24 protein-coding genes and 1 pseudogene are annotated in these 21,469 nt (G+C 25.9%); 10 read left to right on the forward strand and 15 right to left on the reverse strand.

Annotated elements, in window-relative coordinates; all coding sequences use genetic code 11:
• The gene (holA, locus tag QN326_RS00095) at nt 1-972 is read right to left on the reverse strand and encodes a DNA polymerase III subunit delta (RefSeq protein ID WP_342386575.1); all 972 of its coding nucleotides are present in this window, start codon (nt 970-972) and stop codon (nt 1-3) included.
• A 261-nt stretch (nt 973-1,233) separates the two neighbouring features.
• Between holA and yihA the strand changes: the two genes are divergently transcribed.
• The 5 genes from yihA to QN326_RS00120 all read left to right on the forward strand — a co-directional run bounded on the left by yihA (nt 1,234) and on the right by QN326_RS00120 (nt 8,005).
• Nucleotides 1,234-1,824 (forward strand): ribosome biogenesis GTP-binding protein YihA/YsxC, encoded by a 591-nt coding sequence (gene yihA / locus QN326_RS00100; protein WP_011160392.1) that lies wholly within the window; start codon nt 1,234-1,236, stop codon nt 1,822-1,824.
• A gap of 196 nt (nt 1,825-2,020) precedes the next feature.
• Nucleotides 2,021-4,669, forward strand: coding sequence for a valine--tRNA ligase (locus QN326_RS00105; RefSeq protein WP_342386576.1), 2,649 nt, complete (start codon nt 2,021-2,023; stop codon nt 4,667-4,669).
• A 119-nt stretch (nt 4,670-4,788) separates the two neighbouring features.
• A complete protein-coding gene (locus QN326_RS00110; RefSeq protein ID WP_034172149.1) occupies nt 4,789-5,346 on the forward strand; it encodes an ECF-type riboflavin transporter substrate-binding protein in 558 nt (185 codons plus the stop codon).
• A gap of 57 nt (nt 5,347-5,403) precedes the next feature.
• The gene (locus QN326_RS00115; protein ID WP_342386577.1) at nt 5,404-7,170 is read left to right on the forward strand and encodes an ABC transporter ATP-binding protein; all 1,767 of its coding nucleotides are present in this window, start codon (nt 5,404-5,406) and stop codon (nt 7,168-7,170) included.
• Nucleotides 7,160-8,005 carry an energy-coupling factor transporter transmembrane component T family protein gene (locus QN326_RS00120; RefSeq protein WP_052177933.1) on the forward strand — a complete coding sequence of 282 codons (846 nt, stop codon included), beginning with the start codon at nt 7,160-7,162 and terminating at the stop codon, nt 8,003-8,005. Before QN326_RS00115 ends, QN326_RS00120 begins: the two co-directional genes overlap by 11 nt.
• Nucleotides 8,006-8,876: 871 nt before the next feature.
• On the opposite strand, the gene QN326_RS00125 is transcribed toward QN326_RS00120, so the two are convergent.
• From QN326_RS00125 to QN326_RS00145, 5 genes are all read right to left on the reverse strand, one after another.
• Nucleotides 8,877-9,215, reverse strand: coding sequence for a hypothetical protein (locus QN326_RS00125; protein ID WP_342386578.1), 339 nt, complete (start codon nt 9,213-9,215; stop codon nt 8,877-8,879).
• A 280-nt stretch (nt 9,216-9,495) separates the two neighbouring features.
• Nucleotides 9,496-9,825, reverse strand: coding sequence for an SVM family protein (locus tag QN326_RS00130; RefSeq protein WP_342386579.1), 330 nt, complete (start codon nt 9,823-9,825; stop codon nt 9,496-9,498).
• 36 nt (nt 9,826-9,861) lie between these two features.
• Entirely contained in the window at nt 9,862-10,266 is a 405-nt protein-coding gene (locus QN326_RS00135) for an SVM family protein (RefSeq protein WP_342386580.1), read from the reverse strand.
• A 27-nt stretch (nt 10,267-10,293) separates the two neighbouring features.
• On the reverse strand, nt 10,294-10,488 hold the full coding sequence (locus QN326_RS00140) for a hypothetical protein (protein WP_342386581.1): 195 nt from the start codon (nt 10,486-10,488) through the stop codon (nt 10,294-10,296).
• Nucleotides 10,489-10,784: 296 nt separating this feature from the next.
• Nucleotides 10,785-11,192 carry a hypothetical protein gene (locus tag QN326_RS00145; protein ID WP_342386582.1) on the reverse strand — a complete coding sequence of 136 codons (408 nt, stop codon included), beginning with the start codon at nt 11,190-11,192 and terminating at the stop codon, nt 10,785-10,787.
• A gap of 313 nt (nt 11,193-11,505) precedes the next feature.
• Here QN326_RS00145 and QN326_RS04145 point away from each other — a divergent pair.
• From QN326_RS04145 to QN326_RS00160, 3 genes and pseudogenes are all read left to right on the forward strand, one after another.
• Nucleotides 11,506-11,875 (forward strand): annotated as a pseudogene (locus tag QN326_RS04145) (sigma-70 family RNA polymerase sigma factor); the annotation flags it as partial.
• 25 nt (nt 11,876-11,900) lie between these two features.
• Nucleotides 11,901-12,071, forward strand: a complete 171-nt coding sequence (locus QN326_RS00155; protein WP_238568768.1) for a hypothetical protein — start codon at nt 11,901-11,903, stop codon at nt 12,069-12,071.
• Nucleotides 12,072-12,423: 352 nt separating this feature from the next.
• A complete protein-coding gene (locus tag QN326_RS00160) occupies nt 12,424-13,386 on the forward strand; it encodes an IS3 family transposase (protein WP_342386583.1) in 963 nt (320 codons plus the stop codon).
• Nucleotides 13,387-13,657: 271 nt separating this feature from the next.
• Here QN326_RS00160 and QN326_RS00165 read toward each other — a convergent pair whose 3' ends face one another.
• From QN326_RS00165 to QN326_RS00195, 7 genes are read right to left on the reverse strand one after another with little or no spacing between them, the layout of a single operon-like run.
• Complete coding sequence (locus QN326_RS00165) at nt 13,658-13,912, reverse strand: hypothetical protein (protein ID WP_342386584.1); 255 nt, start codon at nt 13,910-13,912, stop codon at nt 13,658-13,660.
• A 23-nt stretch (nt 13,913-13,935) separates the two neighbouring features.
• Nucleotides 13,936-14,217: a hypothetical protein gene (locus tag QN326_RS00170; RefSeq protein WP_342386585.1), complete on the reverse strand. Its 282-nt coding sequence runs from the start codon at nt 14,215-14,217 to the stop codon at nt 13,936-13,938.
• Nucleotides 14,210-14,650 (reverse strand): hypothetical protein, encoded by a 441-nt coding sequence (locus QN326_RS00175; protein ID WP_342386586.1) that lies wholly within the window; start codon nt 14,648-14,650, stop codon nt 14,210-14,212. The genes QN326_RS00170 and QN326_RS00175 overlap by 8 nt, the downstream gene beginning before the upstream one ends.
• Before the next feature lie 37 nt (nt 14,651-14,687).
• A complete protein-coding gene (locus QN326_RS00180) occupies nt 14,688-14,831 on the reverse strand; it encodes a hypothetical protein (protein ID WP_342386587.1) in 144 nt (47 codons plus the stop codon).
• Between the two features lie 13 nt (nt 14,832-14,844).
• Entirely contained in the window at nt 14,845-15,177 is a 333-nt protein-coding gene (locus tag QN326_RS00185; protein ID WP_341833776.1) for an HU family DNA-binding protein, read from the reverse strand.
• Between the two features lie 60 nt (nt 15,178-15,237).
• Nucleotides 15,238-15,552: a single-stranded DNA-binding protein gene (locus QN326_RS00190; protein ID WP_342386588.1), complete on the reverse strand. Its 315-nt coding sequence runs from the start codon at nt 15,550-15,552 to the stop codon at nt 15,238-15,240.
• Complete coding sequence (locus tag QN326_RS00195) at nt 15,546-16,181, reverse strand: sigma-70 family RNA polymerase sigma factor (RefSeq protein WP_342386589.1); 636 nt, start codon at nt 16,179-16,181, stop codon at nt 15,546-15,548. Before QN326_RS00195 ends, QN326_RS00190 begins: the two co-directional genes overlap by 7 nt.
• Nucleotides 16,182-16,294: 113 nt before the next feature.
• On the opposite strand from QN326_RS00195, the gene QN326_RS00200 reads away from it, so the two are divergent.
• A complete protein-coding gene (locus QN326_RS00200) occupies nt 16,295-16,735 on the forward strand; it encodes an ATP-binding cassette domain-containing protein (protein WP_342386590.1) in 441 nt (146 codons plus the stop codon).
• Nucleotides 16,736-16,894: 159 nt separating this feature from the next.
• Here QN326_RS00200 and QN326_RS00205 read toward each other — a convergent pair whose 3' ends face one another.
• A complete protein-coding gene (locus QN326_RS00205) occupies nt 16,895-19,900 on the reverse strand; it encodes a serine protease (RefSeq protein WP_342386591.1) in 3,006 nt (1,001 codons plus the stop codon).
• A 475-nt stretch (nt 19,901-20,375) separates the two neighbouring features.
• Here QN326_RS00205 and QN326_RS00210 point away from each other — a divergent pair, with 475 nt between their 5' ends.
• Entirely contained in the window at nt 20,376-20,789 is a 414-nt protein-coding gene (locus tag QN326_RS00210) for an Hsp20/alpha crystallin family protein (RefSeq protein ID WP_041624602.1), read from the forward strand.
• A gap of 122 nt (nt 20,790-20,911) precedes the next feature.
• Here the strand turns inward: QN326_RS00210 and QN326_RS00215 are convergent, their stop codons facing one another.
• Complete coding sequence (locus tag QN326_RS00215) at nt 20,912-21,367, reverse strand: hypothetical protein (RefSeq protein WP_034172147.1); 456 nt, start codon at nt 21,365-21,367, stop codon at nt 20,912-20,914.
• Nucleotides 21,368-21,469: the final 102 nt, after the last annotated feature.

Here is a 21,469-nt window from a genome sequence, read left to right on the forward strand (position 1 = left end):
TTACAAAAAAACCTTTTGCTTACCCAATAAAAACATTTCCAAACCGATATCTTTATTTACAGCACCCATTTTAATTTGATATTCTAATTCTATTAAATCTAAAAACAGTGTATTTAATTTTTGCGTTTCAATCAATTTTGCTTCTTTCATTAAAAAAAATACTTTTCCTTGTGAAACTGGCAAAACTTTTTGCACTTCTTCTGGGTTTTTTTTTTGTTGCAACATTTCTTTTACCAATAACAATTCTTTAATTTTATGAGTTAATTGATTTATAACATGAAAAGCATTGATTTTTTGCGTTTTTAATGTTTGATACATTTGATAAGCATCAATATAATTTTGTTTTAAAAAAAGATTAATTAATCCAAAAATATTGTCATTTTCTTTAAAAGCATTGATTTTTTGCACCAATTGACAAGTTATATTTTTATCATTTGATTGAAATAATTTGATTTTTGTTATTTCTTGATGTAATAAATAAAGATTATAGTTAGTTTTGCTCACTAATTCTTGGATAGCTTTGGTATCAATTTGAAAACCATCTTTTTGAAAAACTTCCATGATATATTTAAAAAAATCTTTTTTCTCCAAACTGTTTGTCGTTTTGCAAAGACAATATTTTTCCCAAATTTTTTGAACTTCAGATGCTTTAGTTGTTTTTTCTGCAAAAAAATATAAATCTAAATTGTTGTAAGGATTTTGTAAATAAGAAATTAAAAAAGCCATTTCTTGAGGTTTTTTTTGAAATAAAATTTCACTGTGATCCACCAAAACTACTTTTTTCCATGCGCTTTCAATCAAAGAAGTGGTTTGTAGTTCTTTTTGCAGCTCTGTTACAAGATCTTTTTGCATACAATAATAAACTACATCTAATTGTTTTTGTTTACAAATATTAATTATTTTTTTTATTTTTTTTTCTAGAAAAAACCTTTGTTTTCCCCAAATTAAATGTATGTTATTTGTTTGTTCCAAATTAAAAACCTCATTTTGCCCTTTTATTATTAATTAATTGTTTATTTTTTAAATGTTTTGCAAAAGATCAATTCAACATTATTATCATTATCACTATTGTTATTTTATCAAAAAAATATTATTATAAAACGATATCACAAAATATAAAGCAACAAAAATAATAATTTGCTATAATAATATTTGTAAACCACCTTCAAAAATTTCCCAAAATCACCAATCGCAAACAATTATAGACAAAAGCAAAGAAAAGGAAAAACCAAAATGATTAAAAAAGCCACTTTTGTGCGTAGTATTGTCCATTTTAAAGATATTCCTTTGAAAAAACAACCCGAAATTGTTTTAATGGGCAGAAGCAACGTTGGCAAAAGCACTTTCATCAATGCTTTAACTCAAAGAAAAAAATTAGCTAAAATTTCTCAAACGCCTGGCAAAACCATCACCCTAAACTACTATGACATTAACGAATCTTTTTATTTGATCGATACTCCTGGATACGGTTATGCTAAAAAAAGTAAAGAAATTCAAAAGCAGTTATTGCCGATGATTATTTCTTTTTTGGAACAAACTTCTCATCTCAAAGCAGTCTTTCAGCTAATTGATTTTAAAGTGGGTGCTACCCAAGAAGACGATAGAATCCATCAAGCTCTTTTGCAAGCGGGTTTTGAGGTCGTCTTGTTATTTGTTAAAAAGGATAAAGTTAAAAAAAATCTTGTTCCCAAACAATTAAAAATGCTTGTTAATCACTTTCCCCAGATTAAATATTTTTTTTTGATTTCTTCAAAACAACAAGAAGGGCTGGAAGAATTAAAACTGTTTTTAAGTCAATTAATGGATCCAAATGCCAATGATTAAAAAAGGAGTCCCTTATTTTTTGGCTCTTTTATTTTTAGTTTTTCCAACTTTTTCACTTTGCAAAAAAATTTGTAATTTTTTTTATTTCCTCCAATCCATTTAAACATTCCCAAAACCCCAAACATAACCCCCAAAAAACTTTTAAAACCCAAAAACTTCAACCCTAAAAAAAGAAAATAGAAAGAAGCTAGCTTTTATGCAAACTAAATATGATTTTAAAAAAGTAGAACATCAAAGATACCAACAATGGTTAGAAAAAAAATATTTTTGTGCCAATCCAAACGCCAACAAAAAAACTTTTACTGTTGTAATTCCGCCTCCCAATGTAACAGGAAAACTGCATTTGGGACACGCTTGGAATAACACCATTCAAGATATTATTATAAGATTTAAAAAAATGCAAGGCTTTGATGTGCTCTTTTTGCCTGGGATGGATCATGCAGGAATTGCCACTCAAAATAAAGTTAAAGAACAATTAAAACAAGAAGGGCTTTTGACCAAAACTTTAAGTAAAGAAATTTTTTTAAAATATGCGTGGCAGTGGAAAGAAAAACATGCCCAAAATATTAGGCAACAATGGCAAGTTTTAGGGCTGCATCTAGATTATAATTTTGAAAAATTTACCCTTGATCCTGATTTGAGCCAAACAGTTCAAGAAGTTTTTGTCAAATTATACCAAAAAAAATTAATTTACAGAGATTATAAAATTATTAATTGGGACCCCGAAACTAAAACAGCCCTTTCTAATGTAGAAGTAAATTACCATGAAACTGAAGGAAAATTATATTATATTAAATATTTTTTGGTTGATTTTCCAACTAATTCCAATTTGTCTGACGCTTCTTTGGTTCCTTCTTTTTTAGAAATTGCAACCACTCGCCCCGAAACCATGTTTGCCGATCAAGCTTTAATGGTAAATCCTAACGACCCTAGATATCAATCTTTTATTGGCAAAAAAGTTTTTATTCCTGATACTAACATCCAAATTCCTGTTATTAGTGATAATTACGTAGATATTAATTTTGGTACAGGAGTTGTAAAAGTGACACCTGGACATGATATTAATGATTTTGAAGTAGCTAAAAGACATCAATTAAAAGCTTTATTATGCATGAACGAAGATGGCACTATGAACGACTTAGCCTTGCAATATCAAGGATTAGACCGCTTTGTTTGTCGTCAAAAGTTAGTGCAAACTCTTAAACAAAAAGGATTTTTTACAAAAACCGAAAATCACCTTCATAAAGTAGGATATTCAAGTATTTCGGATGCCATCATCGAACCGCGTCTTTCTTTACAATGGTTTTTAAAAACCAAAGCCATCGCCCAAATTGCTTTAAAAACGAACAAAATCAATTTTTTTCCGCTTCGTTTTGAAAATATTTTTAATAATTGGCTCCAAAATATCGAAGACTGGTGTATTTCGCGTCAATTATGGTGGGGTCATCAAATTCCTGCTTGGCATAAAGGACAAGAAATTAAAGTTCAAATAGAAAGTCCTGGTCCAGAATGGAGCCTTGATTGTGATGTTTTGGATACTTGGTTTTCTTCTGCTTTGTGGCCTTTTAGCACTTTGGGATGGCCTAATTGCAATGCCCCTTTATTTCAAAATCGTTTTCCTACTGATGTTTTAGTAACAGGCTATGACATTTTAACTTTTTGGGTATCAAAAATGGTTTTTCAAAGTATTTTATTAACCCACAAAGACCCTTTTAAAGATGTTTTATTACATGGTTTAGTAAGAGATAACAAAGGACAAAAAATGTCTAAATCAAAAGGTAATGGTGTTGATCCTTTGGAAGTTGTTGCCAAATATGGTACCGATGCTCTTAGATGGTTTTTAACTACTAACGCTGCTCCTGGGTTTGATTTATTCTATGATGAGACTAAAGTTGCTTCATCTTGGAATTTTATTAATAAATTGTGGAATATTAGTCGTTTTGTAAAATTAAATACCAGCACCTTAGACACTGATTTTGATATCAATCTTTTGACTTTGACCCAAAAAGCCCTTTTAACACAATTGCATTTAACAACTCAAAAAGTAACAAATTTATATCAAAAATATGAATTAAAAGAAATTGGAAAAATTTTATATCACTTTGTTTGGGAAGATTTTGCTAATTGGCATTTAGAATTTGCCAAACATGATTTAGATCAGAATAACTCCAATTTAACAAACTTGCACAACAGTCAAAAATTTTTAGTTTATATGATGAAACATATTTTGCAACTCTTACATCCTTTTATTCCTTTTGTAACTGATGCTCTTTATGAAAATTTTGACAATAAAACGAACATTACTCAAACCACTTTGCAAAAAACTTCTTATTGTAATTTAGATGCCTTAGCTGATTTTGAAAATCTTAAAAACTTAATTATTAAAACACGTCATTTAAGACAAGAATCCAATATCAATTGTAAATTAAATTTAGAATTAGAAGTTGCATCTCAATTTTCAACTATCCTCCAAGATTTCGTAAATTTGCAACAAGCTTTAGAAAAATTTTTCAAAACTTTACAAATTAAAATTACTAACAAAGTTACCAATTCAAAAAAAACTATTTGGTTAATTGAAAAAAATTTAAGTCTTTATATTGACCGCAAAACCCTAAACGAACTTAATGAAACCAAATTTGAAAGTAATTTTTTACAACAAAAAAATACCCTTCTTAAAGAAATTAAAAGAAGTGAAACCATTTTAAATAATCCATCTTTCTTGCAAAAAGCCGCAAGTGCCAAAATTGAAATTGAAAAAAAGAAATATGAAAGTTATTGTAAGCAATATAAAAAATTGTTAGAAAGTAAAAACAATTCTAATCCGCTAAATCCCAACAAAAAATAAAAAATTTAAATAAAACTATAAATGAATAATTTAAGCTTTGAAATTAAAAAACATTACAAGCAAAACCCCAACCCACTAATATTTTCCAAACCCAAACCATTTATTAAAGGAACTAACCAATGTCAAAAGATGATTCTATTAAAAAAACTGTTACTATAGGACTGAGTGCTGCGATATTTTTTGTTTTAAGTTGTTTTGCCTCTATTCCTGTGGGATTTAATGTAAGTATTGAAACTTCAGTCGCTTTTTTAGCTTTCATTGCTGTTGCTTTTGGTCCTGCGGTTGGTTTTTATGTAGGACTTATAGGAAACACCATTAAAGATTTTATTTTGTTTGGAAATGTTTCTTGGAATTGGGTTTTATGCTCTGCTCTTATTGGATTTATTTACGGATTGCCACATAAAATAATTGATCTTAAATATCAAGTGTTTACCAAGAAAAAAATTGTTTACTTTTGGCTTTATCAGGTTGCTTTTAATTTTATAATTTGGGGTTTTTTTGCTCCTCAAAGTGATTTATTGATTTACGGACAACCACCTAAACTAGTTTATTTACAAAGTTTTTTGATAGTAATTTCTAATATTTTAGCTTATAGTGTAGTAGGAATTAAATTAATGTCTATGTATTCTTGTCATTACACTAAACAAGCTACTTTAATTAAAATTAATAATTCTTAAATATTTTTAAACATCCTTAATCAATTTTTTTATTTTATAACTTCAAAGAGGAACTTTATGCCAAAACCATTAATCATTTTTAAAGATTTTAGTTTTCAATATTATAGTCAACAAACACCAACTCTAAATCAAATTAATTTAACTATTTATGAAGGACAAAAAGTTTTGATTGTGGGCAAAAATGGTAGCGGTAAATCTACTTTTTTAAAATGTATTAATGGTTTGATTCCTCATAGTTATCAAGGAAAAATTACAGGTACTGCTATTATTAAGGATAAAGTCTTGACACAAACCAATATATTTGATCTATCTTTGGATGTGGGTACCATTATGCAAGATACAGATAATCAATTTGTAGGTTTAACAGTAGCAGAAGATATAGCTTTTGCCTTGGAAAATGATGATTTGCCTCAAAGTGAAATATATCAAAAAGTAAATATGTGGGCACAAGATTTAGGATTGCAATCCTTTTTAGATTACAAACCACAAGAACTTTCTGAAGGTCACAAGCAATTAGCATCGATGGCAGGAGTTTTAATTTATAATCCTTCTATTTTGTTATTTGATGAATCTCTATCCAATCTTGATCCTGTTTCAAGAGCCAAAATGACTGCTTTAATAAAAACTATTCATCAAAAATACCATTCGACTATTTTAGTTATCGAACATTATTTAGAAGATATTTTAGATGATTCTTTTGATAGGGTAATAGTATTTGAAGATGAAAAAATTATTTATGACAATTCTCCCCAAAAATTAATTTTAGAAAATATTTTAACTAAACAAGGTATCCAAGAACCAACTTATATTAGTGCTTTGAAAAAGGTTGGTATCAATTTGGGAAGCCTTCCTTATTTATTAAATTTGCCTGCCTTACAATCCTTAGATTTTGTTCAATATTTTTCCAATCAATTAACAAATTTAAAAAAATGTGCTATTTCTCAAAACGACCCAACTCAATTATTGCCTTTTTTTCCCAAACAATTTGCCCCATTTTGCCCCATTTTGCAATTACAAAATATTTCTTATCACTATGAATCCAAACAACCCAATATTTTAAATGACATTTCTTTGGATTTATTTCCAGGAAAAATGATTAGTATTGTTGGTAAAAATGGTAGTGGTAAATCTACTTTAGCCAAAGTTATTTGTGGTTTTTCTAATCCTCAAACAGGAACTATTTTATTAAATAATCAAGATTTAACACATTTGTCTTTACAACAAAGATCAGAAAAAATTGGTTTTGTCATGCAAAATCCCCACCATATGATTTCTCAAAAAACTGTTTTTGAAGAAGTAGCATTGGGGCTTTTAGGAAAACAACTTTCATTAACTGAAATAAAAACCAAAGTGCATGCCATTTTGAAAACTTGTAATTTGGATTGTTTTGTTAACTGGCCTATTTCTGCTCTTAGTTTTGGACAAAAAAAAAGACTTACCATTGCTTCTATTTTAGTGATGCAACCCCAAATTCTTATTTTGGATGAACCTACCATAGGACAAGATTTAAAACATCACACACAAATTATGACTTTTTTACAAAAGTTAAATAATAAAGGAATTACCATTATAATTATTACTCATGATATGTCTTTAATGCTTAATTATACTCAAAGAACTTTGGTTTTGGAACAAGGAAAAATTATTGCAAATACTACTCCTTTAAAAATTTTTACAGATATGTCTTTAATGCAAAAAACTTCTCTCAATCCTATCAGCTTGATTGTTCTTATCAATAAATTGCCATTTACATCAGAACAAAAAAATGTTTTGTTAACTCAAATGTTGGCTTTTTTAAAGGAGGATTGTTGTTATGGCAAATAGTATGTTACAATATTTACCAGGTAATACTTTCATTTATAAAATCCAAGGAGCAACTAAGTTATTGTTTTTAATTTTGGTTTCAGTTGCTTGTATGATGGTCTATCATGTATGGTTTTTGTTAGGACTTGTCTTTTTTTCTTTGTTTTTGTTTTGGTGTGCTCAAATTAAATGGCAGCAAGTAGCGTTTGTAGTTAAAGGAACTTTCTTTTTTTTGTTTGTAAACAATATTATTATTTTTTTTTGTTTTAGAAATTATGGTACTCAAATATATAACTCCAAAACCCCCATTCCTTTATTTTTTAATCTTTTAACCCAAGAACAATTATTTTATCAATTTAATGTGTTGTTAAAATATTGTTGTATTATTCCTTTATTTTTAATCTTTATTATAACTACTAATCCCAGTCAATTAGCTGCTAGTTTAAATAAATTAGGGGTTAGTTATAAAATTAGTTATGCTTTTGCCCTTACTATTCGTTATATTCCTGAAATTCAAAAAGATTTTAAAAATATTTCTCTCAATCAACAAGCACGAGGTATTAAAGTTGTTAAAAAAACTCATTTTTTGGCTCGTATTATTGCAGATATTAAAAGAATTGCCCTTATTATTCCTCCTTTGATTTTCTTTAATTTAGATAAAATTGATGTAATTACTAATGCTATGCAATTGAGGCGTTTTGGTAAATACAAAACAAGAACTTGGTATTATGAAAAATCTTTTAGTATTCTTGATTTGTTTACTTTTTTATTAGGATTGGCACTTCTTTTGCTTGGTGTGTGGCTTTTGTGCCTTTATGATAGGTTTTATTATCCTTTTGCCCAAAACCCTTTTTGATAAAATATTGCCAAATTATTAAAATCAAACAATTAAATATTTTGAAAAATTATAAGATCAACTCTAAAAAGTTGGTTTTTTTTGTTATATAAAATTTCAAGGAAAACAATCATGATATAAAGATGAGTGAGCAAAAAATTCCTTTTTTTTGTGATAAAATGATGTTAATAGCAATATTTTTTATTTTTAAATTGCTGTTGTAAAAAAAGATAAAGGGGTTAAAAAGTGTTAGGTGGTTAATAAAAAAATGTCAATATACTTTTAAAGTATTTTTGATGCAATTTAGCAAAAAAATTGTATTTTTTTATTTTTAGTGTATTTTTAATTTTTTAAGTTTTTAAATATTGAGTTTTTTTGTTTTTAAAATATATTTTTATTTTTTAGTTTTATTTTTAAATTGTTAAATATTTTTGTTATAAATCTCAGTTTATATCAAAATAATACTAAATATTTATTTTTATTTTTAATTTTAAAAAAACTTAACTTATTTGGTGTCATGTGTTATATTTTTAAAATATTAAAATACTTGATACAATATTTAAATACCAAAATTACTGCAATTTTACTATTTATATAAAACAATATTAGAAAGTATTTTTGCAATATTATATAAAATATAAAATCATATAAAAAGAAAAGGAAATAAAGGGAAAATAAATGTCAAAGAAAAATAAAGGAGTTCCAAAAGCCAATCAAGCAAATCGGAAATCAAAAGTAAAGAATTTTTTTAGTGCGTTAAAAAAATATTTTTGTACAGATTTTACCAAAAAAAGGTTGTTACATGGACAGTACTTGCATTATTAGTAGTAGGTGGTGTACTTGGTTATCTTTTATGGCCTAAATCACAAGTTTTAAAAGTGAAATTTTATAATCAAGAAGGAAAAGTTGTCAAAGAGTTTAAAGTTGATAAAAATACTAAACTTTTGGAACACCTCACTTCTTCGATGGCGATTTCGTATTTTAAAAGGTCTTCTAAAGTGTATTCATCGTCTTCATGAGAATATTTTTCGTTAAAAGGATTGATTCTAGGTTTGAAATAAACCCCTAAGAGACCTGAAGGAGGATTTTTTAATTTGTTGAAGAAAAATTTACGTCCATAAGGGTTGTATGAGGGTTCTTCGAGGTTATAGGTGGAAGTTTGGATATTAAAATATTCTAATATATTAGGGATATCTTCTTTCTCTATAACGTTGATGTCGTATCTTTTCATTTTTGGTTGGGTATTTAACCATTCTTCTTGAAGGGTTTGGTAGTCAGCGAGTTTGATTTTAGAATTTGTTTGTTTGTGAAAACAGTTATGAGCAAAAATAGGTTTAACGAATAAAATAGTGATTAATAAAGAAATGATTAAGAAAACTTTTTTAAGGATTTGGTTCGATTCATATATTTTTGCCTCCTTTGGTTTTTGGTTTAATGGCCTTGCCAGTTGTGTGGGGATAAAAGAAAAAGACCCTGGGAGAGAGGGTCTTGTTTATATTTGAGTTATTTTATTATTGATTCGAAAGAATATTTATTCTAATATTTTCAGATTGTATATGTATATTTCTTATTTGATTTTTTAAATTAATTATTATATCTTGTGGCAGATTATCTCTAGTAGCATTATAAAGTTCTTGAAATAAGTTTGCTTCATTTAACAACAAATCATGCAAAGTTCTGATTTGTGTTAATATATTGTTGTTAACATTGTTATTTCGGGGTATATTGACATTAGAATTTGCATTATTCGCCATTACTAGATTATTATTAACTAATAATAATCCCAAAAAAATAAACAAATAAATACTTATTATTTTAAATTGATTTTGTATTTTAAACATTATTGAAACTCCTTTTTTAATTAATAAAAATTATTTTTATTCATATTGCCAAAAAATATACATATTTTTAGCTCCATTACCCATTTGTTTTAATTCTTCTAAAGTATATTTATCATCTTCATCATCTCTAGTGCTATTATCAAAAAAAACACCTAATAAATTACGAGGTGGATTCTTAATTTTCCAAATAATTGCAAATTCTTCTGTGTTTCCGTTATAACGCGGACCAGTTAACGTAAAATCAAAATATTGTTTAAATGTTTCATGATTTTTAAGAATATCAATATTTGATACAGTTGTATTAACGATTCTCATATCGCCAACAAACTCTTCATTAGGGGCAGCCATTACTTGTTGATTATTAATAATTAAAAATAATCCTAAGAAAATAAATACAAAAAATGCATTCAATAATAATAAATTATTTTTGATTTTAAACATCAATTAAAACTCCTTTTATTTTATTTCTCATTCAGTTTTTTCTTTTTCAGAAAGATCATTAAGTAATAAATTTTGATTGTTGTTTTCCGAAAATACATAAGATTTTATTTGGTCAAAACGAGCTTCAGTAATTGTAAATTTAGGTTTTTCAGTTTCGCGTTTAGTTCTAGAAGAACTCATTTTTGAATCATCATTTTCTATTTTTTCTTCTGACGAAAACAATTCTTCTTTTTCTTTTTTGATTTCTTTTTTTCTTGATAAAAACTAATAATGACTGATACGATAAGAAAAGTAATAATAATAGTTACTAAATGTTTTTTGAAAAAATTACTAGTATTCATCAATTTCATTTCCCTTCTGATAATAGTGATTATTATCAAATATTGAAATTTAAATACATCATTATTATACAACTTTATAAATTAAATTATTTAAAAAAAGTTTTATTTATTAGGAATCATAACCATTTCAGGAATTTTAGTTTGACGTTTTTGTTGGAATCGTTGTTGAGCACGAGCTTAATTAGGTTTTTGTTGACGAATTTCTTCTCTTATTATATCTCTTTCTTTTATTTTAAATTCTAATTCGTCCGTTTCTAATGCAAATTTATCAATACGTAATTTATCAATATCTTCTATTTCGTCTTTTTTGTGATCTAATTCTTTAATAATTTTTTTATATTCATCAATTACGGATTTTTCTTGACTGTCTATTTTTCTAACTACCTCAATTGATTGACCAAAAGCCTCCTCGATTTTATCGTTTTGTAATTTATCTTTATATTCTTCTAGTTTCTTTTGGTAGTCTTTTTTGTCAGCTTCAAGTTTGGCTAAATCGTGTTCTATGTCGTTACAATACGAATCTAAAGTTTCTTTGGTAATCATTGGTGCTGATTCTTTGTTTTCGTTAACTACTGCGTTGTACATATGCCATAAACGATGTCCTTCGTGAAGAACTAAAGTAGTTTTTGTTAATCTTTGCGCTGTTCCGTTTTTTTAGACAACTTTTTTCTCTAAAATTATTCTTTAAGACTTAAAAATAAGTAGATAATTTCATATCTTTTCAAACTAAGGAAATATTTTTTTAAATTTCAAAAAAGTGAGGTGTTCCAAAAGTTTAGACACTTTTTGCTTTTTAAAAACTCTTTAATGCTAACTATTAAGTTAGTCTTTTTTTATTTTCAAAGATTAAAAAAATAATTTCATATCTTTTCTAAAGATGTTTTTAGAAAGGAATTAAATGTTAAGAGAAAAATTATTTAAAGATTTTTTAAAAAATAAAAAGAATTTAGAAATTCGAGATCAATTAATCGAACTTCATTTACCTTTAGTAAAAAAACTAGTTTATCAATTTAAATATTACCCTAAATTTTTAACTAAAGAGGATTTATACCAAGAAGGGGTTTTAGGATTAATAAAATCATTAGCTAATTACGAAGATTTAGGTTATGATTTTATCGCCTACGCAAATCCTCACCAACCCCATAACACCCCCAAAAAGCCAAAATAATACCTTTAAAACGCATTTCCCTATCTTCCAAATTAATTATCTTAACGAACAAAAAGACTATATTAAAGAATTGATTAGCAAAATAAACATAGACAAGTTAGATACTTTAAAATTATATAAATTAGATGACAAAAAAAGTAGATAATTATAACAACCCTATAAAAACAAACTATAACAAAGAAGCAAACATTATTTATTATCAATTAGAAGATTTAAAACACATCAAAGCATTTTTAATCAAAAGAAAAGTAGGTTATTGGGTTAAAAAACACATCCTAATTATAAAAGTAATTTAACAAAATAAAAAACATAAAATAAATAAACTTATTTTAACTCATCGTTTTACTATCATTTGATTTATTAATTTTAATTATCGTTGTATCTTTCATCTATCATTATTATTTTTCGATATATAAATAACTCTCTATTTTCCCTTTCCATTATTAAAGAGAGATGTTTTAAAAATTAACCAAACAACATCCCTAACGCGCTGAAGCGCTAACAAAAATTATAAGCAAACAAAAACAAAAGAAGAAGAAAAATAAAAATCCCCCAGTTGCGCGAGACCCCCTTTTTTAAATAAATATAATCATTTAAAGTTATAATGATTATGTATATGATATAAAAAAGGGAAACGATATTTAAATCATGAAAAAAATAGAAAAAATAATAGAAAAAGAAATCCACAAAAATAAATTATTACAAGCTCTAATGAAAAAAAATCAAAAAACTGATAAAAAAACAGTTTTTGAATTAGTTAAACAATTTAATCAAAAACTAAATTTAACAACCATTTTAAAAACTATCCGAACAAAAAGAAGCACTTATTATTGGTTGAAAGCAGAAAACAAAATCAAAGCCAAAAAAGAAAAATATTTATTACAACAAAATCGCATTAAAGCTTTGTGTTTACACCAACAATATTTTTACGGTCATCGTAAAATCACTGATTTATATCAAAAAACCTTTAACGAGTTCATCACCAAGAAAAAAGTTTACACCATTATGAAAAAAAACGACATTAACTGTCGTTTAAGAATTAAAAAAAATAAATATAATTATAAAAATAATTTAAAAACTAAATTAAAAGTAGTATATAATTTAATTAATCAAGATTTTATATCAATAGCCCCTTTACAAAAACTCTTTACAGATATCACTTATTTCAAAACTCCACAAGGATTTTTATATTTTTCTTGTATTATTGATTCTTTCAACAACCAAATTATCGCTTCCCACACTTCCAAACATCAAAATAAAGAATTAGTTTTAAACACCATCCAAAAATTACCTCTATTAAAAGAACCTTGTATTATTCACTCAGATCAAGGAACAGTTTATCAATCACAAAAAGTCCAACAAACTTTAACGAAAAAAGGTTTTTTAATCAGTATGTCAAGAAAAGCAACTCCACGCGATAACGCTGTAATTGAAAACTTTTTCGGCCAAATGAAAACTATCTTACAACATCAACATCCTTTTTTATTTCAAAAATCAACCAAAAAATTAAAAAAAATAATCAATCATTTTCCGAAATTTTGGAACAATCAATGGATTTTAGCTAAATTAAATTATTCATCTCCTTCTCAATATTCCCAAAATCTTATATAAATTTATTTTTTAATTTATTTTAATGTTTTAGCCTTGAAAAAGAGGTTCTCTTTTTGCACATTTTTTTGACCAAAATAACATAATTACGTAAAAAAATAATTATATTTTTATTTTCTTAACGGAATTTTAACTTTTTTTACCTAACTATATAGTGTAAAGATAAAATATTAAAAAAATATCTTTTGAAACTAAAGAATTATCAAAAAAATTTTAGACACTTTTTTGAATGAAAACAATATTTCTTTAGTTTGAAAAGATATGAAATTATCTATTAATTTTTAGTCTTAAAGAATAATTTTAGAGACAAAAGTTGTCTAAAAAAATGCAACAGCGCAGTTTGAAATATAGTGTTTTTGTTGACAATAATTTCATAAACAGGTTTTTTTAGATTTTTAAAAAAATAATAACCAATTCCTCCTGTAGTTGCAATTATCATTGTTAAAAGTAAAAAGAGATTGAAAAAATATCTTTTAGTTAGGATATTTTTTTTATTAATAATATTTTTTGGGTTTTTTTGAATTTTCATTTGAATTAATTTTCCTTTCTTTTTTAATTATTTTCTTGATTTATTAAGGTTTCTAATGGGGTATTTTCCTTATATTCTTGTTGGTTTGAAAATTTTTCATCGATATCCTTTTTTAAATCTTTTATATTTTTTTGATTATTTGATTTTGGCGTTTCATTTTCTTTTGTTTTTCTTTTAATTGGGTAAGTATCGTTGGGATTGAATAGTTGAAGGAAACTGAAAAAGAGATATTTAAATACAAAGCATAAACCAGTAACAAATAATGCCCCAGATACAAAACCAATAGTAAAATTAGAATCAGTCATTTTGATTTTCCTTTCCGATTGGTGTGTGTGTTTTTTGAGATTTTAACAATCTTTTTCTTTCTTTTTTAGATTGCCAAATAGCTACTTTATGTTTTTGTTGTTCTATTTGGGATAATATTTCTTCTTGCGAAGTCTTTATTTGTTCTAGTTTTTGAAGTAATAATTGTTCTTGTTGTTCTTGTTTAGCATTTTTTATTTCTAAAGTTTGAAGTTTTTTATTAGGAAAAAATAGGTTTAGAATAGTTTGTTTAATAAAAACAATTATATTTGTCATTAATTTGAAAATAGGTTTAAAACCAGTAATGATTAATATTGTAAATAGAGTTGTTTGGATTCCATCTAATCTTCTTTCCATGATTTCAGCAGCGGTAAATCCTTTAGTGTAATTTAATATAAAATTACTAATTATTGTAAATATTGAAAAAATCCACATTATTTCCTACTTTCTTAATAATTTTTATAAAATTTATTCATTTGGTTTTAGGTAATTTCTTTTTATTTTTAAAGGTTTTGTTGGAATGATGTAAATTTAGCCATTTACCTTTGGGGGTTTTGGTAGTTAAACGGTCTTTAAAGTAAGTTCCTCGGTATGCTTCGGTCATTGCATCGCTCATATTATTTCTCCTTTTATTTTAATTGAAGTTTTTTGACTTCATCTTTAATTGGTTTTGACATTTTAAAACTAACAACCGTTTTTGCGGGTATTTTTAAGTTTTTACCAGTTCTTTTTCCTGTTTTTTTGCCTGTTTGTTTATTGATGATGAATTTAGTTTCGGGGGTTGTGTGGGCTTTTCTAGTTTTTAAGATAAATTTACCAATTTTAGAGGATAAAATCACTTCTTCATTTGATGTGATTGCTTTAATTAGAGCATTCTCAAATGAGTTGTAAAACTCTTCGGTTTGGGTTATTGAGGTTTTATTTACCTCAGCTATTGATTTAATTAATTCTTTTTTATTCATATTTTTTTCTCCTTTTTGTTTATAAAAAAAGTCCCTTTTGGAGACTTAATTTTGTAAATATTATTTAGTTTTGTTGTCTAAAAAAATGACATTTTGAATAATTACTTTGGGTGTGGTTCGTGTTTGGCCTTCGTTTGTGGTATATTTTTGGATGGATAATGCGCCTTCTGCATATATTTTTGAACCTTTATTTAAATATGTACTCATGTTTTCAGCTTGATTACGAAAAACGACACAAGGGATGTATTGAACTTTATCTTTATTATTAATTACTAAATTGAAATCTATTTTAGGTATTTGTGCGTTGTTGCTATTGATATATTGTTTTTCTAGGTTATGAGCGATATTACCAATTAATTGAACTTTATTTAACATTTTTTATTCTCCTTATTTTTATAATTTGGGTTTAGTTTTCTAATTGCATTATCTTTTAAATCTTCAATTTGGGAGAGTTTTAAATTAAGTTTTTGCGCGATTGCATGATTGGTTAGAGGTTGTTGATTAGGTTCGTTGTTATTTTCTAGCGAGATGCCAAAACTTAAACAAATAACATTGAATTCATTTTTGCTTAGTTTAGTTTTTAGTTTTTTTATTAATAATTCATGTTTTACTTGTTTTAGCCATAATTGATGTGGATTAAGGATTTTATCCCAATTAGGTTGTTTGTATTGTTCTTCTTTAAAACTGATATTATTTGGTTTGGTTGTTTTTTGTGGGATTGAAGGTGAATGGCTTTTTCTTATTAGTTCATTGATTTCCGATTTAATGGTTGGAGTAGCGTAAGCAATGAAATCATAACCTAAATCTTGGTAATTATTAAGGGATTTGATTAATCCTAAAATCCCTTCTTGATATAAATCCTCTTTAGTTAAAACTTTAGGGTAATACTTAAAATGATAAGCTAGTTTTTTTACTAAAGGTAAATGAAGTTCGATTAATTGATTACGAATTTCTAAATTCTTTTTATTTTTTAAAAAATCTTTAAATAATTTTTGTCTTAACATTCAATTCCTCTCTAAAAACGTTTTTTAGAAAAGATATGAAATTATTTTTCAGTCTTGAAACAAAAAAAGACTAACTTAATAGTTAGCCTTAAAGAGTTTTTAAAAAGTAAAAAGTGTCTAAACTTTTGGCACACCTCAAAGGTTTGATTTGTCAAGGAATTAAAGATAAAAATCAAAGAAAAGTACAAGTTTTGGAAATGATTAAATTAGTAGGATTGCAAGAAAGTGATTTGGCGCGTTATCCTCATGAATTTTCAGGAGGACAAAAACAAAGAATTGTAATTGCTAGAGCCTTAATTGTAAAACCTACTTTAATTATTGCTGATGAACCTGTTTCTGCTTTGGATGTTTCCATTCAGGCACAAATTCTTAATCTTTTAAATGAATTGAAAGAAAAATTAAAACTTACTATTGTCTTTATTTCTCATGATTTATCCATAGTTAAGTATTTTTGTGATAGATGTGCTGTAATGTATCATGGTAATGTAGTAGAAATGGCAAATGTTAAAGAATTTTTGTCTTTCCTCAACATCAATATACTAAAACTTTATTGAAAGATGCTAATTTAAGTTAAGTTGAAGTGTGGGAAAATAAATCAATATACTAAAAACAAGATATTAAGATAAAAAGAGACTTTTTAAGTCTCTTTTTTGTTTATTTAGTTCTAAAAAGACAAAAAACATTGTAATTTATATACAATACTGTATTTATCTTTAAAACTTTTGATATCTATTATTACAAAAACATTGTAATTTATATACAATACTGTATTTATCTTTAAAACTTTTGATATCTATTATTACAAAAACTATAATGCAAATAAAAGTCCATATTAAAAATATTGCTATTTTGGCATTAGTAATGTTTAGTATTTTATTTGGAAAAATATTATTTTTGGGAAATGTAATAAAAGGAAATTGACTTTTGTGTAGATGATAAATATCTTGTTGAGAGCAAATATTAATTATATTTCCTTGAGAATCAAAGGCAAACCAATTATTATAATAAAGGCTTTCTTCTAAGTTAAAATAATTTTCTAAAAAAGTACTATCTATTGTAATTGCTTGGCTGTTTGGGTTATCTAGTAATGCTAAATGGCTTTGAAAAATATGAGGCGCTAAAGCTTTATCAGAGATGTTATTATGATTACTAATTAAATATATTTTTTCTCCTAATAAAAGTTTTTTATCAGGAACAAAAGTACAAACAGGATAATTTGTTCTAGATTCAAAAGTTATGTAGCTAAAAGGATTATTGTGGGTGGCTATGGTTTTGTATTTTCCTTTTTCATCTTGTAAGCCAAAAGGTGTTTGGATAGTTATTTTAACGTTTTCATTACAAATATTTTGGAAAGCATCTAAGAGATAAGAAGTGTCTAGGTTTGTTCTATTTTTTTGTAAAATGACGGTATATATAAAAGTATTATCGGAATTATTTACAGTTTTTTTGTCAATAATAACTCCTAAGTTGATATTTTGGGAATTGTAATAATCTTGGCATAAAACTATAGTTTTTAACATATCTTCTTTAATGATTTGTTCTTTGTTATCAAAAAGATTATAAAAAGTATTTGGTTTTGTGGGGCTTTGGAAGGTGGTTTTTGCCAATTTGATATTAGTTTCTAAAATCTTTTTTTGGTTTTCTAAAATGTTGTTATAAGAAAAAGTTTGTTTAGTAAATGATAAAAACATTTTATCTATGTCAATTTTAGGGATTTGAATTGTTTCTTCATAACTTTTTTTATTGTTATAATCAAAAATTTGAATTTGTAAAGAGATACTAAATTGATTAGTGTTTGCTAAACTAATTTCTAATTGCTTGTATTTGTGAGTATCAAAATTAACTAATTGTATTGTTTCTAAACCATGACAATTTATTGTAAGTAGAGTTTCTTGGTTGTCTTTATTTTGAAAAATTATTTTTTGTTCGGGCTGTTCTTTTATATAAGTATGGAGGTCTTCTAAAAAGATGTTGGTTTGGATGTGGGGTTTTTGTTCGTTTAGTTTTTCATTTTGTAAGATGTTAAGTTCGTTTTCAATATGATTTGTATTAGTGTTAGTCGTTTGGAATGCAATATTATTTGGGTTGTTATTTGCTATGTTTTCTTTTTTGGATTTGAGTAAAGTATAGAATTGTTGTTTGATGTAGTTAATGTTAATTGATTGAGAAATACGCAAAATTTTATGATAACTCCTATTTATGCCTATTAATTTTCCTTCAGCATTAAAAAGAGGTCCTCCGCTATTGCCTGAATCTAGCGTCATATCAGAGTTAATTTCTTTTTCATTGAGAAAAGCAATAACTCCTGTTTTAAATAAATTTTGTCTAAATTGAGGTCTTTGGTGAGGCATTAGGTCAAAATACCATTGTTTCCATTTTAGTTTTGTTGGTTTTTGGAATTGGTTAGTTTGTAAGCCTTTTTGGCAACCTAATACCCAAACTTGTTCTCCTTGATGGATAGGTATTTGTATATCTTTATCAAAATTAATGTATTTGGCAAGAACTTCATCTAATTTTTTAGTAGTATCGGAGTTAGGAATAGTAAAAGTTATGATAGCTATATCGTCGTATTCACGATTGTTATTAATAAAAGCATATAGTTTTGCTTGCTTGTTTAATCCTTGATTGTTTTTGATTGTTATTTGTTTTTGGTGATTTGATGTATGATAAAAACTTTCAATTACATGACGATTAGTTAGTGCATAATATATGGTGTGGTTATTTATTTGTTCTTTGTAAACAATTATTCCTGTTCCTAGGCTATAACCAGTATTGATAAATAAAGTAATTAAATTGATGTCTTTTAGTATTTGGTTGTTGGGCGGTTCTTTTTCCTTTGTCTTTGTCTTTGTTTCTGTATCTTTATCTACTATATTATTTATATTATTGGGGTTGATAATTGCATTGATAAGTTTTATTATTGGAGGTTCGTCATTTATTATAGGTTTATTAAAATTTATGGAAGGAATCGCTTTAATATATTTAATTCCTTTTTCTTTTTTTATTTCAGGAGTTATTAAAAAACCAATTAAATTGCCTTTTTCAGTCCAAAACATAGTTTGTTTATTGTTGGAATTACAACGACTAGAAATAGCAATAAATATTTCATCTAATTCATTTTTAACTTCAATATCTTCACTTATATGACTTTGTTGAAAGGCAATTGCTTGTGGTATAGTTGTAGAAAAAGAATGAATTGGTTGTCCTTGGTGATATTTTTTTTGTCTTTGTAAAGGAGTAATTATATATTGTTTGTGAGATTTAAAAGTGATAATATCAAAATCTTTTAATAAGGGAGTAAAAATATTATATTGAGTTAATACTTGATTTTGAATAGTGCCCCATTCTTCTCCTTGGGGATTTGATAATTTTATAATGTTGTTTTGTTGTATTATATTTTTAGGAGTAAGAGCAAAATATATTTTTTGTTCTGAATTGTTAATTGATGGTGTTTTTTCATTTTCATTGTCATTATTGTTTGTGATTTTGAAACTATAAAAAATAATTCCCAAAGCAGTTTTATCATTTGTATGTATTTGCCAAATTTGGTCTTTGTTGGTTTGTATTTGATTAGTATTTTTAATTTGTTCTTCCTTAATATCTTTTTTAATGTTTTCTTTTAAAATGTCTTTTTCTTGTTCCAAAGCTTTAATAGTTTGTTTAATAGTTTTAGTTTGGTTATTTTCATGTAGTTTATCAAAATATAAGGAATTATTCATAAATTGACTAGTATAAGAGTAATTTTGTAATTGAATAAAACTTAGCCAAAAAAGAATAGATATGTTAAAAAATAAGATAAATTTACGATAAAAATTAATTCTTTTCATAAAACTCTTTTCTAATTATGAGCGATGTTAAATAAAATATAAATAAAAGTATTTTTTTTCTTTTGGGATTTATTTCAAATGTAAAACACCCTTCATTATTATTTTACCCTAAAATTTATTTATTAGTTTGTAAAAAAAATAGCAATAATGTATTGACAGTGCCAAAAATTTTTGTTAAAATAAAATTGAGCTTAAAGGATTAAATGTTTTATACATATTATAAAAAAAAATAAATATAAGAGATTATCAAAAAAGACAGTAAAGATTTATATTTTCATCTAAAATCGCTTTAAGTTCAAATGAACAAATTATAGAAAATCGTTTTTTCATTTTTTAAGTTAGAAAGAAGAAAAAAGGAGTGATAAAAATGCTATTTAGTTTAATTAATCAAAATCAAGATTTATTAGAAAATTTATTTGAAGATTTTAAAACAAATTCTTTAACTAACAACAACAATATTATGAAAACTGATATTCAAGAACAAGATAATCAATACTTTATTACTATTGAATTACCAGGTTTTAAAAAAGAAGATGTTAAAGTTGCTTTGGAAGAAGGCTATTTAGTAGTTGAGGCTAAAAATTCTAAAAAAAATCAAATTAAAGAAGCTAATTTTATACGTAAAGAAAGATTTCAAGGATTTTTGAGACGTAGTTTTTATTTAGGTGATGATTTTCTTTTAGAAGATATTAAAGGTTCTTTGGAACAAGGTTTATTAAAATTAAGTGTTCCAAAAAAAGAAGTTAAACCCAAAGAAAAACATTATATAAAATTAAATTAAGATATAATAAAAACAAGTTAAGTAATTAACTTGTTTTTATTATATATATGATTAATATTATTAAAAGAAATAACCTCTTATAAATAAGAGGTTATTGTGAAATGCTTCAATTATGAAAATAATCATTGGTAGTTGTATTCGTAGGTGATGTAATTATCTTTTGTGCCATCAAAATCATAATTTTGTTTTTTGGTTGGTTGTCCTTTGGAGTTGTATTCGTAGGTACAATAATCAGATTTTGTGCCATTGGATTTATATTCTTGTTTTTTGATTAGTTTTCCTTGTGGAGTTTGGGTTTGAGTTGGTTGAGAGTTTGTTGTTTGTGGTTGTGATGTGGTTGTAAATGTTTGAGAAGGCAAGTAAGGATTTTGATTGACTTGACTTCCTGTATAAGTTCCTTCGTTATTACTATAATCAGGTTTGTAAGTTTGTGTGGGCGGTTTAAATGTTTCTTCTTTTGTTGGTTCTTGTTTAGATTTTAAAACCCAACAAACACCTAAAATTAATCCTAACATTAATACTGTAAATGCTATTGTAAGTACAATAAAATTTTTATTGTCTTTTTGTGGTTGTTGCATATTTTTTGTCTCCTTTATCATTTCCTTTTAGTTTTATAGGGAACAAAAAACATTTCACTTACTTTTATTTTACTCTTTTTTTGCGTAAAGAACGTTCAATAA

The organism is Candidatus Phytoplasma asteris (assembly GCF_038505995.1).
Taxonomy (GTDB): Bacteria; Bacillota_I; Bacilli_A; order Acholeplasmatales; family Acholeplasmataceae; genus Phytoplasma; species Phytoplasma asteris.

Bases quoted from the DNA above. Each gene is read 5' to 3' on its own strand.
- yihA (WP_011160392.1), top strand. From the start codon at position 1,234: ATGATTAAAAAAGCCACTTTTGTGCGTAGTATTGTCCATTTTAAAGAT.
- QN326_RS00105 (WP_342386576.1), top strand. From the start codon at position 2,021: ATGCAAACTAAATATGATTTTAAAAAAGTAGAACATCAAAGATACCAA.
- QN326_RS00110 (WP_034172149.1), top strand. From the start codon at position 4,789: ATGTCAAAAGATGATTCTATTAAAAAAACTGTTACTATAGGACTGAGT.
- QN326_RS00115 (WP_342386577.1), top strand. From the start codon at position 5,404: ATGCCAAAACCATTAATCATTTTTAAAGATTTTAGTTTTCAATATTAT.
- QN326_RS00120 (WP_052177933.1), top strand. From the start codon at position 7,160: ATGGCAAATAGTATGTTACAATATTTACCAGGTAATACTTTCATTTAT.
- QN326_RS00125 (WP_342386578.1), bottom strand. From the start codon at position 9,215: ATGAAAAGATACGACATCAACGTTATAGAGAAAGAAGATATCCCTAAT.
- QN326_RS00130 (WP_342386579.1), bottom strand. From the start codon at position 9,825: ATGTTTAAAATACAAAATCAATTTAAAATAATAAGTATTTATTTGTTT.
- QN326_RS00135 (WP_342386580.1), bottom strand. From the start codon at position 10,266: ATGTTTAAAATCAAAAATAATTTATTATTATTGAATGCATTTTTTGTA.
- QN326_RS00145 (WP_342386582.1), bottom strand. From the start codon at position 11,192: ATGTACAACGCAGTAGTTAACGAAAACAAAGAATCAGCACCAATGATT.
- QN326_RS00155 (WP_238568768.1), top strand. From the start codon at position 11,901: ATGACAAAAAAAGTAGATAATTATAACAACCCTATAAAAACAAACTAT.
- QN326_RS00160 (WP_342386583.1), top strand. From the start codon at position 12,424: ATGAAAAAAATAGAAAAAATAATAGAAAAAGAAATCCACAAAAATAAA.
- QN326_RS00165 (WP_342386584.1), bottom strand. From the start codon at position 13,912: ATGAAAATTCAAAAAAACCCAAAAAATATTATTAATAAAAAAAATATC.
- QN326_RS00170 (WP_342386585.1), bottom strand. From the start codon at position 14,217: ATGACTGATTCTAATTTTACTATTGGTTTTGTATCTGGGGCATTATTT.
- QN326_RS00175 (WP_342386586.1), bottom strand. From the start codon at position 14,650: ATGTGGATTTTTTCAATATTTACAATAATTAGTAATTTTATATTAAAT.
- QN326_RS00180 (WP_342386587.1), bottom strand. From the start codon at position 14,831: ATGAGCGATGCAATGACCGAAGCATACCGAGGAACTTACTTTAAAGAC.
- QN326_RS00185 (WP_341833776.1), bottom strand. From the start codon at position 15,177: ATGAATAAAAAAGAATTAATTAAATCAATAGCTGAGGTAAATAAAACC.
- QN326_RS00190 (WP_342386588.1), bottom strand. From the start codon at position 15,552: ATGTTAAATAAAGTTCAATTAATTGGTAATATCGCTCATAACCTAGAA.
- QN326_RS00195 (WP_342386589.1), bottom strand. From the start codon at position 16,181: ATGTTAAGACAAAAATTATTTAAAGATTTTTTAAAAAATAAAAAGAAT.
- QN326_RS00205 (WP_342386591.1), bottom strand. From the start codon at position 19,900: ATGAATAATTCCTTATATTTTGATAAACTACATGAAAATAACCAAACT.
- QN326_RS00210 (WP_041624602.1), top strand. From the start codon at position 20,376: ATGCTATTTAGTTTAATTAATCAAAATCAAGATTTATTAGAAAATTTA.
- QN326_RS00215 (WP_034172147.1), bottom strand. From the start codon at position 21,367: ATGCAACAACCACAAAAAGACAATAAAAATTTTATTGTACTTACAATA.